The organism is Enterobacter hormaechei subsp. xiangfangensis (assembly GCF_001729785.1).
GTDB classification, from domain to species: Bacteria; Pseudomonadota; Gammaproteobacteria; order Enterobacterales; family Enterobacteriaceae; genus Enterobacter; species Enterobacter hormaechei_C.
The window spans coordinates 285,834-302,960 of record NZ_CP017183.1 but is presented as its reverse complement, the minus strand read 5'-3'; the positions used below and the strand labels follow the sequence as shown (position 1 = coordinate 302,960).

The 17,127-nt window shown below is 56.9% G+C and carries 14 protein-coding genes; 6 read left to right on the top strand and 8 right to left on the bottom strand.

Features of this window, described 5'->3' with window-relative positions:
- Positions 1–121: 121 nt before the first annotated feature.
- The 5 genes from BFV63_RS01455 to pgi all read right to left on the bottom strand — a co-directional run bounded on the left by BFV63_RS01455 (position 122) and on the right by pgi (position 5,912).
- Positions 122–2,218: a YjbH domain-containing protein gene (locus tag BFV63_RS01455; RefSeq protein WP_003860333.1), complete on the bottom strand. Its 2,097-nt coding sequence runs from the start codon at positions 2,216–2,218 to the stop codon at positions 122–124.
- The gene (locus BFV63_RS01450; protein WP_048241549.1) at positions 2,218–2,955 is read right to left on the bottom strand and encodes a capsule biosynthesis GfcC family protein; all 738 of its coding nucleotides are present in this window, start codon (positions 2,953–2,955) and stop codon (positions 2,218–2,220) included. Before BFV63_RS01450 ends, BFV63_RS01455 begins: the two co-directional genes overlap by 1 nt.
- Positions 2,952–3,590, bottom strand: coding sequence for a YjbF family lipoprotein (locus BFV63_RS01445; RefSeq protein WP_003860339.1), 639 nt, complete (start codon positions 3,588–3,590; stop codon positions 2,952–2,954). The genes BFV63_RS01450 and BFV63_RS01445 overlap by 4 nt, the downstream gene beginning before the upstream one ends.
- 63 nt (positions 3,591–3,653) lie before the next feature.
- Positions 3,654–3,896, bottom strand: a complete 243-nt coding sequence (gene yjbE, locus BFV63_RS01440) for an exopolysaccharide production protein YjbE (protein ID WP_003860341.1) — start codon at positions 3,894–3,896, stop codon at positions 3,654–3,656.
- 366 nt (positions 3,897–4,262) lie between these two features.
- Complete coding sequence (gene pgi / locus BFV63_RS01435) at positions 4,263–5,912, bottom strand: glucose-6-phosphate isomerase (RefSeq protein WP_003860343.1); 1,650 nt, start codon at positions 5,910–5,912, stop codon at positions 4,263–4,265.
- Between the two features lie 374 nt (positions 5,913–6,286).
- On the opposite strand from pgi, the gene lysC reads away from it, so the two are divergent.
- From lysC to BFV63_RS01420, 3 genes are all read left to right on the top strand, one after another.
- Positions 6,287–7,636 (top strand): lysine-sensitive aspartokinase 3, encoded by a 1,350-nt coding sequence (lysC, locus tag BFV63_RS01430; protein WP_045895713.1) that lies wholly within the window; start codon positions 6,287–6,289, stop codon positions 7,634–7,636.
- Positions 7,637–7,729: 93 nt separating this feature from the next.
- Positions 7,730–8,674: a ketopantoate/pantoate/pantothenate transporter PanS gene (gene panS, locus BFV63_RS01425; protein ID WP_022650218.1), complete on the top strand. Its 945-nt coding sequence runs from the start codon at positions 7,730–7,732 to the stop codon at positions 8,672–8,674.
- 50 nt (positions 8,675–8,724) lie between these two features.
- Positions 8,725–8,997 (top strand): YjbD family protein, encoded by a 273-nt coding sequence (locus BFV63_RS01420; RefSeq protein ID WP_003860346.1) that lies wholly within the window; start codon positions 8,725–8,727, stop codon positions 8,995–8,997.
- Here BFV63_RS01420 and rluF read toward each other — a convergent pair whose 3' ends face one another.
- A complete protein-coding gene (gene rluF / locus BFV63_RS01415) occupies positions 8,998–9,870 on the bottom strand; it encodes a 23S rRNA pseudouridine(2604) synthase RluF (RefSeq protein ID WP_045346556.1) in 873 nt (290 codons plus the stop codon).
- Positions 9,871–10,067: 197 nt separating this feature from the next.
- Between rluF and BFV63_RS01410 the strand changes: the two genes are divergently transcribed.
- Positions 10,068–10,370 carry a type II toxin-antitoxin system RelE/ParE family toxin gene (locus tag BFV63_RS01410; protein WP_023315213.1) on the top strand — a complete coding sequence of 101 codons (303 nt, stop codon included), beginning with the start codon at positions 10,068–10,070 and terminating at the stop codon, positions 10,368–10,370.
- Positions 10,371–10,376: 6 nt separating this feature from the next.
- Positions 10,377–10,664, top strand: a complete 288-nt coding sequence (locus BFV63_RS01405; RefSeq protein ID WP_022650216.1) for an addiction module antidote protein — start codon at positions 10,377–10,379, stop codon at positions 10,662–10,664.
- Here BFV63_RS01405 and BFV63_RS01400 read toward each other — a convergent pair.
- Together BFV63_RS01400 and metH are read right to left on the bottom strand one after the other, a co-directional pair.
- Positions 10,661–12,292 (bottom strand): Na/Pi cotransporter family protein, encoded by a 1,632-nt coding sequence (locus BFV63_RS01400; protein WP_003860350.1) that lies wholly within the window; start codon positions 12,290–12,292, stop codon positions 10,661–10,663. The two genes, BFV63_RS01405 and BFV63_RS01400, sit on opposite strands and share 4 nt — an antisense overlap.
- Positions 12,293–12,408: 116 nt before the next feature.
- A complete protein-coding gene (gene metH / locus BFV63_RS01395; protein ID WP_048241552.1) occupies positions 12,409–16,092 on the bottom strand; it encodes a methionine synthase in 3,684 nt (1,227 codons plus the stop codon).
- A gap of 193 nt (positions 16,093–16,285) precedes the next feature.
- On the opposite strand from metH, the gene iclR reads away from it, so the two are divergent.
- Positions 16,286–17,113, top strand: coding sequence for a glyoxylate bypass operon transcriptional repressor IclR (iclR, locus tag BFV63_RS01390; protein ID WP_003860353.1), 828 nt, complete (start codon positions 16,286–16,288; stop codon positions 17,111–17,113).
- The last annotated feature ends 14 nt before the right edge of the window (positions 17,114–17,127 follow it).

Sequence of the window (17,127 nt, the reverse complement as noted above, 5' to 3'; positions counted from 1 at the left end):
AAAATGTGACGGGGATCTATATTTTTTGTTTATGTTTGGCGCATTCGCCCGGTGGCGCTGCGCTTACCGGGCCTACAAAAACCGTAGGCCGGGCAAACGCAGTGCCGCCCGGCGTGAAGCATCAGCGGAAGTTAATGTTCTTATCGCTGGTCATATCATACAGCTGGAATTTACGTCCAAGCTGCTGACCGCCGTCGCGCGTCAGCGGCGTCCAGCCCACTGCCGCACGGCTGCGGGTTGGGCCTGATGAGAACAGATCCAGCGGAATCGACACGTACACCCCTTTGGTGAAGTCCCCTTCCCCGTACTCGTCTGGCGAAACGTTGGTGATGGTGGCATAGCCGCCCACCACAACGCCGCTGTCAAAGTGTTTGGAGATATCCAGCGTGCCGCCCTTATCGCCCGCCAGATACTGGCCGACGCTGGCTTTTACCAGCACGTCCTGCGCGAACGACGGCGTCCAGTAGGCGGTCAGGTGGCCGGTTTTGACGCTGTAGTCGGTGAACTTCATCATGTCCTGCGCGCTGCGCCAGTCACGCTGTTTCACGTAGTTGGCATCAACCCCAAACGCCCAGTTGCTGTCGACAGGACGATAAAGCACTTCTGCCCCGGCGCCGCCGAACATGGTTTCCAGATAGCCACCGTAAACCTGGCCGTAGAAGCCGTTGCCGAAATACTGGAAGTAGTTGGCCTGGAGGTTATTCACGTAGATATCGTTCTGCACATATTCACGAACGCGGGTACGCACGCGCGGCAGTTTTGAATCGTTCGGCGGGTTGGTGTAGTTAAATTTGTCGTAGTTGTTGGCAATGTTGCCGAACAGACTACCGGTGGTCAACAGGTGGTCGGTCACCCACAGATCCGCCGTCGCCATCGCGCCCAGCTGATACATATAGAAGTTTTCCGGCCCACCCACGGACTGGTTCAGCACCGGATCGATATGGAAATCGAAGCGCGATTTATCGATATACCAGCCCTGCTCGGTGGTTTCCGGCACCACCGGCTCAACGCGTTTTTGCACCAGCTCGGTTTCATGCCCGAGCGGTTCGCCTTCAAGATGACGCTTAAGGCTGGCAACATCGGTTTCGGTGGTGACCTGCGGCAGATTCAGGCGGTTCTCCGTCACGCGGATCGTGCGGATCCCCTCCGGCAGATCGTTCATGACGATCCGGTTGGCGCGCTCGATCCCTTCGCGGGAGTCGCGGTATTTCACCTGCTCGCCGGTAACATACAGCGTATCGCCTTTGGTCTGGATCTTCGGATCCGCCAGGCCCGCGTTATATTTCAGCAGCGTCAGCTGGTTCGCTACCACGGAGTGCTGAATGATCGCATCCTGCGGCTCCGGCTGATATTTTGGCCGCGGGTTGTCATTATAGTGCGGCCGCATGTCGTTAAAGTTAGTGCGCAGGGTAAAGCCAAACATCAGGGTATTACCGCGCTCATAGCTGAGGTTAACGTCGGCCCAGTCGGTGACGCGGTAAATGGCGCCGACGTTAAACTTGCTCTTCTGCTCAATTTTGCCGGCAAAATCTTCGCTGTAGTTATTACCTTCGTACTCCAGCTTCAGGCGCAGCGGCTGCCATGGCGTTTGATACTCTACACCACCAAACAGCGAGGCCGGGCCGTGGAACATCTGGTCGCCGTTGATGGAGCCCGCTTTCTGGTAGCTGTTATCACGGTAGCAGTATTTATCACTGTAGGAGCAGAACGGATTTTTGACGTTGCCGCTGGTACCCAGATAGCCCCATCCCAGACCGAGTGAGAAATCAAACGGTCCCCAGGCTTTGCTGGCCACGATGTATTCCGCGTCAAACAGGCCGGTCCCGCCAATGTCTTTCGCACCAACGGAGACCTGCGGCATCCAGTAACTCTCTTCCCACAGACGCAGCTTCACGTCGAAGGCTTTGTCTTTGTAGGTCTGATCGCCGGAGAAAGCGTCTACGCTGCTGTACTGTTTTGTACGCACGTCGGTGTAGCGCAGCGTGGTCTCCAGCCAGGGGAACAGCTGTACGGACGCAGAGTAGTAACGGTACTGATCGTTATCGCGATAGTTAAGGCTGATTTCCCCCTCGCGGGCCATACGCGCGGTTGGGGTTTGCAGTAAGCCCACGCCGCCAAAATCGGACTGCGACGGGCCGATGGGTGCCGGATACGTTTCTGCATGACAGGCGGCACTCACGCACAGTGCAAGCATGCTGTAGAGATAGGTTTTTTTCATTATTCCGGTATCCGCTGTATCAGGGAGCGAAGGATATCGGCATTAAGCCCGTCATACGCTTTCGTCCAGAAATGGTCGGCAAAACCGACAAAAATGATGCTGCCCGGCATAGGTTCGATATGGCGTTTATTCCAGTAAGCCACCGGCGCTTTCTGCGTATGCCCGTCCGGATAGACCACCCAGGCATAGCTTTTATCCGCTCCGCTGAGCAGACTTTGCTCGTCGAGATAGCTCGCCACGTCCCGGCCCGGCGTAAACGGCTTTTTGCCAGGGCTGCTGAGAAGCCCCATCACGGTGACGGTGGAAGGCTGAGCCGGAAGCCACAGGGTATAGTCCCCTTCCAGCGACGGATTGCCGTTTTCCGCGACACGCACTTCGTCGGGATCGAGATTCACCTTCTGGCGCCCCGTCACCTTAACCGCCTGAAGCTGCTGACGCAGGCTAGTAATAGCCGCGGCATCGTCGGCATCTTCCTGTTGTGCCAGCCCGCTCAGTCGGGCGAGCAGCGCCTGATGTTTTTGTTCCGCTACAATCGTCGCCTGACGCTCGCTGATAACCGCCCCGGCCCACCAGCTTTTCGCCAGCCTCGGCTGCCCCACCAGATCGAGCAGATGCCCGGCATTGGTTAAGGTTTTAGGTTTTTCGCTGTCCGGGGTGTAGACCTGTACCGTTCCCGCAGACCACGCCAGCGGCGAGGCCAGGCTGGCGAGAAGCGCAATGTGGATGAACATTTTCATGATTTCGCCGCCTTGATCAGGGTGGTCTTCACCGGGAAGAAACCGGCACCGAGATACTGCAAGGACTGGCGGATTTGCCCCTCTTCGTCCACCCAGAAGCGGTTATGCCAGGTGGCCTGATCGGTTGTCACCTCTTCATCCAGCACGCGCACCTGCGTTTCGTCGCTGCCCACTTTGACACTGTCCGTACCGTCCCAGCGGAAGGTGGAGCGGGCCGTGGCGTAGCGCACCTGTTTGTGCTCGGTCCAGCCCATCGTGCGCGTCCAGCTTGCGCCATCGACAATCTGATTCGGCTTGATGAGCGGATCTTCAGCCAGGTTGTTCACCTCAAGCAGGTTGTCGCCGCCGAGCAACGTTTTCACGATGCGGGAATGCTGCGTCACGATGGTGGCCTGATCCTGCGTCACCCATTTCTGCTGCCCGTTTTCATCGAAAGCGAGCACCACAAACAGTTGCGGACCATCGTTTAGCTGCATGTACTGGCTGGCATACGGCATGTTCTGAAGTTCGTCATCGGTCAGATGCACGCCCGGCGTGCCGAACATGCTGTCCCACAGTGAGTGGCCCAGCCCTTTGGTGGTAGCTGAGCACGCCTGCAACAGCAGGCAAATCAGGATGATTGCAGGTCGCTTCACGACTCTTCTCCGAAGGGGCGAAATAACCACACCGAAGTGTGGTTATGATTAAAACACCCGGTATTACTGGGTGCTGGTCGTCGTAGTGGTCGTGGTTCCGGTATTGGAGCCATCACCGCCACCGGTTGCCGCCAGCGCGACACCCACGGCTGAACTTACGGCGCTGGTGCTGGCTGCGGTAGAACTCCCCGCAGACGCAGACGTCGCTGCCGACCCTGCTGCTTCCCCGACCTGGACCGGAGCTGCATAGACAGACGTCGCCGCAAGCGCAGATATGGCAAAAATGCCATACAGTACTTTCTTCATAACAATTTCCCTTCAATGAATGAATGGAGATTTGCCCGAAAAGAAATTCAGGCGGATTCGAGTATACACAACTAAAGCAGTGGGTTTACCGTGGGGGTAAATAGGGATGAGGTTTTCAGACTAATGGTTAAAAATGGAAGGAAAAAAGAATCAAGGAAATATATAATCACTATAAATCAAACATTTATAATATAAGAACATTAAAGCACCACTCCGTATTTTCTTAAAATAAACCTCAGCAATTAACGGGGTTACCGTCTTTTTCGGATTAAACTCAGATTCAGAATTTGAGATAACTAACAGACATCAGGAATTATCCGATAAAAAAATGCCGGCATATCGCCGGCATTGTTCATGACATATTTATTACGCACGCCAGGCTTTATAACGGTTAATCAGACCATTGGTGGAGCTGTCGTGGCTGTCGATCGCTTTATCGTCACCCAGCTCTGGCAGAATGCGGTTTGCCAGCTGTTTGCCCAGCTCTACGCCCCACTGGTCAAAGGTGAAGATGTTCAGAATAGCGCCCTGAGTGAAGATTTTGTGCTCGTAGAGGGCAATCAGCGCCCCCAGGCTGAACGGCGTGATTTCGCGCAGCAGGATGGAGTTAGTTGGACGGTTGCCTTCGAACACTTTAAACGGCACCACGTGCTCCAGCGTTGCCGGATCTTTACCCTGATCACGGTACTCCTGCTCAACCACCTCGCGGGATTTACCGAACGCCAGCGCTTCGGTCTGGGCGAAGAAGTTAGACAGCAGCTTCGGATGGTGGTCGGACAGCGGGTTGTGCGTAATCGCCGGGGCGATGAAATCGCACGGTACCATTTTGGTGCCCTGGTGGATCAGCTGGTAGAACGCGTGCTGACCGTTGGTGCCCGGCTCGCCCCAGATGATTGGGCCAGTCTGGTAATCCACCGCGTTGCCGTTACGGTCAACGTACTTGCCGTTGGATTCCATGTTGCCCTGCTGGAAGTAGGCCGCAAAGCGGTGCATGTACTGGTCGTACGGCAGAATCGCTTCGGTTTCAGCGCCGAAGAAGTTGTTGTACCAGATCCCGATCAGCGCCAGCAGTACCGGCAGGTTTTTCTCAGGCGCGGTGGTGGAGAAGTGTTTGTCCATCGCGTGCGCACCGGAGAGCAGCTCAACGAAATTGTCGAAGCCGACGGACAGAATGATGGACAGGCCGATTGCAGACCACAGAGAGTAGCGGCCGCCAACCCAGTCCCAGAACTCGAACATGTTCGCCGTATCAATGCCGAACTCACCCACCGCTTTACCGTTGGTGGACAGCGCCGCGAAGTGTTTCGCCACGTGCTTTTCGTCACCCGCGGTTTTCAGGAACCAGTCGCGCGCGCTGTGGGCGTTGGTCATGGTTTCCTGAGTGGTGAAGGTTTTAGACGCCACCAGGAACAGCGTGGTTTCCGGGTTCACCTTTTTCAGCACTTCAGCGATGTGGGTCCCATCGACGTTGGACACGAAGTGCATGTTGAGGTGGTTTTTGTACGGGCGCAGCGCCTCGGTCACCATGAACGGGCCGAGGTCAGAGCCGCCGATACCGATGTTTACGACGTCGGTGATCGCTTTGCCGGTGTAGCCTTTCCAGCTACCTGAGATGATCGCTTCGGAGAAGGTTTTCATCTTTTCCAGCACCGCGTTCACTTCCGGCATCACATCTTTGCCGTCAACGATAATTGGAGTATTGCTACGGTTGCGCAGCGCCACGTGCAGCACGGCACGGTCTTCGGTGCGGTTGATCTTCTCACCGGAGAACATGGATTTGATGGCATCTGCCAGCTCAGTCTCCTTCGCCAGATCTTGCAGCTTCGCCAGCGTCTCTTCGGTGATACGGTTCTTGGAGAAATCCACCAGCATCAGGTCATCGAAGGTGGCGGAAAACTTGCTGAAACGATCGGCATCTTTCGCGAACAGATCCGCGATGGTGACGTCTTTCATTTCATCAAAATGTTTCTGTAGTGCCTGCCATGCAGCGGTCTGCGTTGGGTTGATGTTTTTCATAGCAATACTCTTCTGATTTGAGAATTGTGACTGCGGTCGATTGTAGCGCCTGCAAATAAAAATTGTGATGGTTTTTATGCCATTGCCCTGGTCTGCATCAAACGCAGGTGAAAAGACCCGAAAAGTATAGCTGCTGTCGCGCCCTTCCGGCGTGGCGAAATGTTGGTCAAAAAGGGGTAAAAAGGAGCATAAAATATGGGCCTGTTATAAGTCCTGTTTCTGAGGGGTACCCCCCCATGAAAAATCCGCATAATCCCAGCATTGACAGGACCTCCCCCGCATTTTATTTATAGGGCCGTATTTTGCGCCTGCACCTGTTCTCGCTTCATTCTTGTGCCAAGGTCGCTCTATTCATTCCCTGACACGAGGTTGTTATGACGAGTTTTGTGGTCGCCAAGTTTGGCGGCACCAGTGTGGCAGACTACGATGCCATGAACCGCAGCGCCGATGTGGTGCTGGCCGATCCGAATACCCGCCTGGTGGTACTTTCCGCCTCAGCCGGCGTGACGAACCTGCTGGTTTCTCTGTCTGAAGGACTGGAAGCGACCGAGCGTTTCGTGAAGCTGGATGCACTGCGCAAAATTCAGTTCGACATTCTCGAGCGTCTGCAAAACCCGAACGTCATTCGTGAGGAAGTGGAACGCCTGCTGGAAAATATCACCACTCTGGCCGAAGCCGCGTCGCTGGCAACCTCTACCGCCCTGACCGATGAGCTGGTCAGCCACGGTGAACTAATGTCTACCCTGCTGTTCGTTGAGATCATGCGCGAGCGCAATATTCAGGCGCAGTGGTTCGACGTGCGTAAAGTGATGCGCACCAGCGACCGCTTTGGCCGCGCCGAGCCGGACGTGGAAGCGTTGGCTGAGCTGACTAACCAGCAGCTTGCCCCGCGCCTGAATGAAGGCATAGTGATCACCCAGGGCTTTATCGGCAGCGAAGCCAAAGGGCGCACAACCACGCTGGGCCGTGGCGGTAGCGACTACACCGCCGCGCTGCTGGGCGAAGCCCTGCACGCCACCCGCGTGGATATCTGGACGGACGTGCCGGGAATCTACACCACCGACCCGCGCGTGGTCTCTGCGGCAAAACGTATTGACGTGATCGCCTTTGAAGAAGCGGCTGAAATGGCGACTTTCGGCGCGAAAGTGCTGCACCCGGCCACGCTGCTGCCCGCCGTGCGCAGCGACATTCCGGTCTTCGTTGGCTCAAGTAAAGATCCAAAGGCGGGCGGGACGCTGGTCTGCAAGAAAACCGAGAACCCGCCGCTGTTCCGCGCGCTGGCCCTGCGTCGTAAGCAGACGCTGGTTACCCTGCACAGCCATAATATGCTGCATTCCCGCGGCTTCCTGGCAGAAGTGTTTGGCATCCTGGCGCGCCACAATATCTCTGTAGATTTGATTACCACTTCCGAAGTGAGTATTGCGCTGACGCTGGACACCACCGGTTCAACCTCAACGGGTGATACCCTGCTGACGCAGTCGCTGCTGATTGAGCTTTCCGAGTTGTGCCGTGTGGAAGTAGAAGAAGACCTGGCGCTGGTGGCCATCATCGGCAACAAGCTGTCGCGCGCCTGTGGCGTGGGTAAAGAGGTGTTCGGCGTGCTCGACCCGTTCAATATCCGCATGATCTGCTACGGTGCATCCAGCTACAACCTCTGCTTCCTGGTCCCTGCCGATCAGGCCGAGCAGGTCGTGCAGAAACTTCATCAGAATTTGTTTGAATAAAATTCGTTAGCACGTTAAACAATATCGATAAGCCGGGCACAGACCCGGCTTTTTTATAACAAAACAACACGACAATACTGCAAGGAATTCACTATGCTCTCCGCTATCACCCGGCTGTTCCCGTTATGGGCGCTGCTGCTCTCTGTACTCGCGTATTACACTCCTGCCACGTTCACGGGCATTGGTCCGTGGGTCACCACGCTGCTGATGCTGATTATGTTCGGCATGGGCGTGCATCTGAAAATTGACGATTTCAAACGCGTGCTGTCTCGCCCGGCGCCGGTTGCCGCAGGGATTTTCCTGCACTACCTGGTGATGCCGCTCGCGGCCTGGCTGCTGGCGATGGCCTTTAAGATGCCGCCCGACCTTTCCGCCGGGATGGTGCTGGTGGGGAGCGTTGCCAGCGGCACGGCATCTAACGTCATGATCTATCTGGCGAAAGGCGACGTGGCGCTTTCCGTCACCATCTCGTCCGTTTCCACGCTGGTGGGCGTGATTGCCACGCCTCTGTTAACCCGCCTGTATGTCGACGCGCATATCCAGGTGGACGTGATGGGCATGCTGCTCAGCATCCTGCAAATCGTGGTGATCCCGATTGCGCTGGGGCTGGTGATCCACCATCTCTTCCCGCGGGTGGTGAAAGCGGTTGAGCCGTATCTGCCCGCGTTTTCGATGATCTGCATACTGGCCATTATCAGCGCCGTGGTAGCCGGTTCCGCATCGCACATTGCTTCGGTGGGCTTTGTGGTGATCGTCGCGGTTGTGCTGCATAACACTATTGGTCTGCTGGGCGGTTACTGGGGCGGGAAGCTGTTTGGCTTTGACGAATCCACCTGCCGCACGCTGGCGATCGAAGTGGGGATGCAGAACTCCGGCCTGGCGGCGGCGCTGGGTAAAATTTACTTCTCACCGCTGGCAGCGCTACCGGGGGCGCTGTTCTCCGTCTGGCATAACCTGTCCGGTTCGCTGTTAGCAGGGTACTGGTCCGGTAAGCCGATTGATGACCAACCGAAAAAAGATGCGGTGAAACAGGGTTAATTGTCCCGGCTTGCTTTACACTGAAGCCTCCCCATCAGGAGGCTTCAGCAATGGCTACACCACGTTTGACCCAGAAAGACATGACCGAAGCCGAGCAGCGCGAACTTAAAACGCTTCTCGACCGCGCCCGCATCGCGCATGGCCGCACGCTGACGAACGCCGAAACCAATCAGGTTAAAAAAGAGTACATCGACAAGCTGATGGCGCAACGTGAGGCTGCGGCGAAAAAAGCCCGCAAGCTGAAAAAAGAGCAGGCTTATAAGCCGGATGCAGAGGCGACCTTTTCCTGGTCCGCCAATACATCAACCCGTGGAAGGCGCTAATTAGCGCCCTTTCTTTTTGCGCCCCGGCTGGGTAAAGCGTTTTCCGTTGCCCGGCTTGCCCCGCCCTTTCTCTTCCGCCTGCGGTGCCTTCACCACCGGACGCTTAATCGTCTGCGTTTTCGGTTTGGCTTTAGCTTTCGGCTTCGCCTCGGACGAGGAGTTTTCGATAAGTTTGAACAGCTCGATCAGCTCGTCGTCCGTTAAGTCACGCCACTCGCCCAGCGGGATCCCGGACAGGCTGACGTTCATGATGCGCGTGCGTTCCAGCTTCGTCACTTCATAACCAAAATACTCGCACATGCGGCGGATCTGGCGGTTTAAGCCCTGCACCAGGGTAATGCGGAAGGCAAACGGCGCCTCTTTTCTGACTTTACACTTCTTCGTCACGGTGCCCAGAATCGGCACGCCTGCGCCCATCCCGCGAATGAACTCGTCCGTCACCGGCTTGTTCACCGTCACGATGTACTCTTTCTCGTGGTCGTTACCGGCACGCAGAATTTTGTTGACCAGATCGCCGTGGTTGGTGAGGAAAATCAGCCCCTGAGAGTCTTTATCCAGACGGCCAATCGGGAAAATGCGGCTGCTGTGGTTCACGAAATCAACAATGTTGTCCCGCTCGCCATCTTCCGTGGTGCTGACAATCCCAACCGGTTTGTTCAACGCGATAAACACCAGGTCTTCGGCATCACGCGGTTCGATGACCTGACCATTCACTTTCACCACATCGCCAGGTACCACCTGATCACCAATGGTGGCGCGTTTGCCGTTAAGAAACACGTTACCCTGTTCAATGTAACGGTCAGCCTCGCGACGTGAGCAGATCCCGCTCTCGCTAATGTATTTGTTTAATCGGGTTGATTGAGTTGGCAGCATAGTTTCTCCTGTGAAGGGCGAAATATACCTTAGGTTTGGGCTGGAAAAAAAGATTAGCCGACGGTTACTGAGACGGGTTTTTTAGTTTGCGAGACGCTTTCAGGATTTAGCGTCAGGCTATTTATCCTTGAGCTAACTCCTTTTAGCTTTACTCTCCAGAGACAATTGCTTGTAGTTTATAAATCACAGGGAGTAATATGAAGGAGATCGTTCAGACAGAATCCTTCCGACGCTGGGAGCAAAATTTAAAGGACAGGCGGGCAAAGACGATTATCGCTTCCCGCCTCTTTAGGCTGGCAAATGGCTTAGCGGGCGACATTAGACCCGTGGGGGAAGGTATCAGTGAACTGAGGATCCACTTTGGCCCGGGCTACAGAGTCTATTTTAAGGACCAGGGCAATTGCATCATCGTGCTGTTATGTGGTGGTGACAAAAGCAGCCAGGCCAGAGACATACTTATGGCAAAAATGCTGAGCAATGTATCCCAATGGCAGGAGTGAATGAGCATGCATAAATTAACACCCTACGATCCAGCCAACGCACTGGTGGATGACGAGGAAATCGCTGTGTTTATGGCTGATGCATTAGAGACGGGTGACTCAGCGTACATTGCTAAAGCGCTGGGCGTCATCGCCCGAGCGAAAGGGATGTCGACCATTTCCCAGCAAACGGGCCTGTCACGAGAACAACTGTATCGATCATTCAGTGATAAGGGGAACCCAACGCTCAAAACCACGCTGGCGGTCATGAAAGCATTGGGCCTTGGGTTAACAATCAAACCCTCTGGGGATTAATACTCATCCCGCTCGTCGTCTTCATCCGGTTGCTCCATCACGCTGTACGCCACCGCGCAGAACAACGAGTTGAGACGTTTCATATCGCCCAGCAGCCCCAGGTGGAGCGAGCTGGTTTCGATACTCTGCACGTTCTGCTGATGCAGACGCTCAACGTGGGCGTGCGAGTAGCGGCGATTAAGGATGCGGAAACGATGCTTGTTGCGGCGCAGGCGGCGCGCGCTCGGCACGTCGCTGGAGAAGAAGACCGACATCGCCAGCTTCAGGTTGCTGACCAGCTGTTCGTGCAGCGCTTCCAGCTCCTTCAGCCCTTCCACAGAAAACGCCCGACGTGCTGCCAGGGATTTGTCCGCGATTTCACTGCCCATACGCTCGACAATATCCGAAGCCTGCTCCAGGTTAAGCGACATCTCAATGATTTCCGCCCAGCGGCGGGATTCCTCTTCCGCCAGCTCGTCCTGGGGGATCCGCGCCAGATAGAGCTTGATGGCGGTATACAGCACGTTGATATCGTCCGCCAGCCTGCGCAACTCTTTTTCTTCGCGCGGCTCGCCGTGCATCACCTTTTGCAACCCTTCCAGCATGGTTTCCATCGCGTCACCCATGCGCAGCGTTTCGCGGGCGGCATTGGCGATGGCCAGCGCGGGCGTGTCCAGCACAGAGGTGTCCAGATGCTTCGGTTTAAGGCGCGCGTCCAGCTCCGGTTCATCACGAATTAGCCGCTCGCAGAAGCGGGCCATCGGCGCGGCAAACGGCACCATCGCCAGACAGCGCACCAGGTTGTAGAAGACGTGGAAGTAGATCACCAGCTCCGCTTTCGGCAGAGAGAGATTGTCCATCAGGTTCGCCAGCGGGTGCACAAACGGCAGAATAATCAGGCTGCCCACCAGCTTAAAGAGCAAACTCCCCAGTGCCACCCGGCGGGCGGCAGCGTTGGCGGCGCTGTTGTTGAGCATCGCCAGCAGGCCAGAGCCGAGGTTGGCTCCGATCACCAGGCACAGCGCCACCGGGAAGGAAATGACCCCTGCGGCGGTTAAGGTCGCCGTCAGCAGGACCGCTGCCAGGCTGGAGTAGCTGACGATGGCAAATACCGCGCCGATCAGCGCATCCAGCATAATATCGCCGGTTAACGAGGCGAAGATGACCTGTACACCGTTGGCCTGGGTGATCGGCGTGACAGCCTGCACAATCAACTCCAGCGCCAGCAGGATCAGCCCGAGGCCAATACCGACGCGGCCAAGCTGCCCGGCACGGCTTTGCTTACGGCCGAGGAAGAAAATGACGCCGATAAAAATCAGCAGCGGCGACAGCCAGGAGAGATCGAACGTCAGGATACGCGCCATCAGCGCGGTACCGACGTCGGCGCCCAGGACAATCACCAGCGCCGGGGCGAGCGCCACCAGATCCTGCGCCACGAACGAGGTGACGAGCATGGTGGTGGCGTTGCTGCTTTGCACCAGCGCCGTGACGCCAATACCCGCGCAGAAGGCGAGCGGCTTCTTCTCAACGCTGCCGCTGAGAACGGTACGTAAACGTGCGCCAAACACACGCATCACGCCGGTACGAACGATATGGGTGCCCCATACCAGCAGTGCGACTGCGGAGAGCAGGTGTAACAACGTCAACACGGTAGGCATTCCTCCTTATCGTTATTCGTTTTCCTGAGGTTCAGTATAAGGGTTTAAACGTAAGAAAGAGACAAGGCACCATAGCGGTGCCCTGTTTGTTGTAAGGAAAAGTGACGTTAGTCTGCGTCGTAGCCTAAATTAGGCGCCAGCCAGCGTTCCACCTCTGACACGCTCATGCCTTTACGCAGAGCGTAATCCTCAATCTGATCGCGCTGAAGCTGTGCCACGGCGAAGTACTTGCTGTCCGGGTGGCTGAAATACCAGCCGGAAACGGACGCGCCCGGCCACATGGCGAACGACTCGGTAAGTTTCATGCCCGTATGCGCTTCCACGTCGAGCAGTTTCCAGATAGTGCCCTTCTCGGTATGTTCCGGACACGCCGGATACCCCGGTGCCGGACGAATGCCCTGGTAGTTTTCGCGGATCAGCTCCTCGTTGCTGAGGTTCTCATTCGCCGCGTAGCCCCAGTGCACCTTACGTACGCGCTCGTGCAGATACTCGGCAAAGGCTTCCGCCAGGCGATCGGCAATCGCTTTCACCATGATTTTGTTGTAATCATCGTGCTGCCCGTCGTACGCATCCGCCAGCGCGTCTTCTTCCAGACCGCCGGTTACGGCAAAGGCGCCGATATAGTCGGCTTTACCGGAGAGTTTCGGTGCGACGAAATCCGCCAGGCAGTAGTTGGCAAAGCCCACTTTCTCGGTTTGCTGGCGCAGATGGTGGCTCACGGCCAGCACATGGGTGCGGGTTTCATCGCGGTAGATTTCCACGTCGTCGCCCACGCGGTTCGCCGGGAACAGCCCCACCACGCCGCGCGGGTTGAGGGCTTTCTCTGCGCTCAGCCTGTCGAGCATATCGTTAGCATCTTTAAACAGGCGCTTCGCCTCTTCGCCCACCACCTCATCTTCAAGAATGCGCGGGTATTTGCCGGCCAGCGACCAGGTCATGAAGAACGGCGTCCAGTCGATGTAGTTACGCAGCGTTTCGATGCTGGCCGTCACGTCCTGCACGCCCAGACGGTGTGCGACCGGCGGCGTATAGCTGGACCAGTCGAACGCCAGATCGTTTTCGCGCGCCGCCTGAAGCGAAACCGGCGGCGTGCGCGGTTTCTTACGTCCATGCTGAATGCGGACGGTTTCATACTCTTTGCGGGTGCGGGCGACAAAGTCATCGCGCTGGGTGTCGGACAGCAGCGCGGAGACCACGCCCACGGTGCGCGAGGCGTTTTGGACATACACCGTCGGCCCGCTGTAGTTCTGCTCGATTTTCACCGCCGTGTGGGCTTTCGAGGTGGTTGCCCCGCCAATCAGCAGTGGAATGGTGAAGCCCTGGCGCTCCATCTCTTTTGCCACGTTGACCATTTCGTCCAGCGACGGCGTAATCAGCCCGGAAAGACCAATCAAATCCGCATTCACTTCGCGCGCGGTCCTGAGGATTTTATCCGCCGGGACCATCACGCCAAGATCGATAATTTCGTAGTTATTACACTGCAACACCACGCCAACGATGTTTTTGCCGATGTCGTGTACGTCGCCCTTCACGGTGGCGATGACCATTTTACCGTTACTGGAGCCCTTCTCTTTGCTGGCTTCGATAAAGGGTTCCAGATACGCCACCGCCTGTTTCATGACGCGGGCGGATTTCACCACCTGCGGCAGGAACATTTTGCCCTCGCCAAACAGATCGCCGACCACGTTCATGCCGTCCATCAGCGGCCCTTCGATCACTTCAATCGGACGGGCGGCCTGCTGACGCGCTTCCTCAGTATCCTGCTCGATAAACTCGGTAATGCCTTTTACCAGCGAGTATTCCAGACGCTTATTCACATCCCAGGAGCGCCATTCGGCCTGTTGAACGTTGGCTGATTCGTCAGATTTACTGCCGCGGTATTTTTCCGCCAGATCCAGCATGCGTTCGGTGGCGTCGTCACGACGATTGAGGATCACGTCTTCTACGGCGTCGCGCAGCTCGGCTGGCAGATCGTCGTAAATTGCCAGCTGGCCGGCGTTGACGATCCCCATGTCCATCCCGTTGCGGATGGCATAATAGAGGAACACGGCGTGGATCACCTCACGAACCGGGTCGTTGCCGCGGAACGAGAACGAGACGTTTGACACGCCGCCGGAGATCAGCGCATGCGGCAGTTCGCGTTTAATGTCTTCACACGCGCCGATGAAGTCCTGGGCGTAGTTGTTGTGCTCTTCGATGCCGGTCGCGACGGCGAAGATGTTCGGGTCGAAGATGATGTCTTCCGGCGGGAAGCCCACCTCTTCGGTCAAAATTTTGTACGCGCGGCGGCAAATCTCAATCTTGCGCTCGCGGGTATCGGCCTGACCCACTTCATCGAAGGCCATCACCACCACGGCGGCCCCGTAGCGACGCACCAGCTTCGCGTGGTGGATAAAGGTATCGACCCCCTCTTTCATTGAGATAGAGTTAACGATGCCTTTGCCCTGAATGCACTTCAGCCCTTTTTCGATGACGTCCCATTTGGAGGAGTCAATCATGATCGGCACGCGGGCGATATCCGGCTCACCGGCAATCAGGTTGAGGAAACGCACCATCGCCGCTTCGGCGTCGAGCATCCCCTCGTCCATGTTGATATCGATAATCTGCGCGCCGCTTTCCACCTGCTGGCGAGCAACATCCAGCGCTTCGCTGTACTTCTCTTCTTTGATCAGGCGCTTGAACTTCGCGGAGCCGGTGACGTTTGTACGCTCACCCACGTTCACAAACAGGCTGTCGTCGCCGATGGTCAACGGCTCCAGGCCGGACAGACGACAGGCTACCGGAAGCTCGGGTAGCTTGCGCGGTGGAAGCCCGGCGACGGCGCGGCTCATGGCGGCGATATGCTCCGGCGTGGTGCCGCAGCAGCCGCCGACGATGTTGAGGAAGCCAGATTCGGCCCACTCGCGGATTTGCGCCGCCATGGTGTCGGCATCCAGATCATACTCACCGAACGCGTTCGGCAGACCGGCGTTCGGGTGGGCGGTGACGTAGCACTCTGCGATGCGCGAAAGCTCCTGCACGTACTGGCGCAGCTCGTCCGGCCCCAGCGCGCAGTTCAGGCCGAAGCAGAGCGCTTCGGCATGGCGCAGAGAGTTATAAAACGCTTCGGTTGTCTGGCCGGAAAGCGTGCGCCCCGAGGCATCGGTGATGGTACCGGAAATCATGATCGGCAGGTCGACGCCCAGCGCCTCGAACTCCTCTTTCACCGCGTAAACCGCGGCCTTGGCGTTGAGAGTGTCGAATACCGTTTCAATCAGGATCAGATCGGAACCGCCTTCCACCAGCGCTCTGGTCGATTCACGGTAGGCAACAACCAGCTGGTCAAAGGTGATATTACGAAACGCCGGGTCGTTGACGTCCGGTGAAATCGACGCGGTGCGGTTGGTTGGGCCAAGCACCCCGGCAACGTAGCGCGGCTTGTCCGGCGTGCGGGCCGTCCACTCGTCGGCGCAGGCGCGCGCAAGCTTTGCGGCTTCAAAGTTGATCTCCGCCGACAGGGATTCCATCTGGTAATCCGCCATGGCGATGGTTGTCGAGTTAAAGGTGTTGGTTTCAACGATATCCGCACCCGCTTCGAAGTAGGCGTTGTGGATATCCTTGATCACGGACGGCTTGCTGAGCACCAGCAGGTCGTTGTTCCCTTTCAGGTCACAAGGCCAGTCGGCAAAGCGCTCGCCGCGGAAATCGTCTTCGCTCAGGCGATAACCCTGGATCATGGTGCCCATGCCGCCGTCCAGCACCAGAATTCGTTCATTTAACTGCGCACGCAGTTGCTCTACTTTGCTGCTCACACTTGCTCCCGACAACGCTCAACAAGGCCAAAAGGCTGCGTTCCATACTGGCACAATCTCGCAGGGTGGAAAAGTCGCTCAGCGGTAACATGAGACATGTTCACTATCACTCCTCCGATCAGTCAGGAAAGCGGTTGCAAAACCACCAAATAAAACGAAAATGATTTCCACGATACAGAAAAAGGAGTTCGTCATGGTTACGACCGTTCCCGCTAAACGCGGCAGAAAACCTGCTGCAACCACCGCTGCACAACCTGGCGGACAGGTTCAATCCCTGACGCGCGGCCTGAAGCTGCTGGAATGGATAGCCGAATCGCACGGCAGCGTGGCCCTGACGGAGCTGGCGCAGCAGGCTGGCCTGCCGAACTCCACCACGCACCGTCTGCTGACCACCATGCAGCAGCTCGGCTTCGTGCGTCAGGTGGGCGAGCTGGGACACTGGGCGGTGGGGGCGCATGCGTTTATTGTCGGCAGCAGCTTCCTGCAAAGCCGCAACCTGCTGGCGATTGTCCACCCGATTCTGCGCAAGCTGATGGAGGAGTCCGGCGAGACGGTAAACCTGGCCGTACTGGATCAGAGCGATCACCAGGCGATTATTATCGACCAGGTGCAGTGTACGCAGCTGATGCGCATGTCCGCACCGATTGGCGGCAAGCTGCCAATGCACGCCTCTGGCGCAGGGAAAGCGTTTCTCTCGCAGCTGAGCGAAGAGCAGGTAACGGGGCTGCTGCACCGTAAAGGGCTGCACGCCTATACCCACGCCACGCTGGTGTCGCCCGTGCATCTGAAAGAAGATCTGGCTCTAACCCGCAAGCGCGGCTATTCGTTTGATGACGAAGAACATGCCCTCGGGCTGCGCTGCCTCGCGTCCTGCATTTTTGACGAGCACCGCGAGCCGTTTGCCGCCATCTCCATCTCCGGGCCGATTTCACGCATGACCGACGACCGCGTCACCGAGCTGGGCGCGATGGTGATTAAGGCCGCGAAAGAGGTGACGCTGGCGTATGGTGGGATTCGTTAAACGTGCATTGCCGC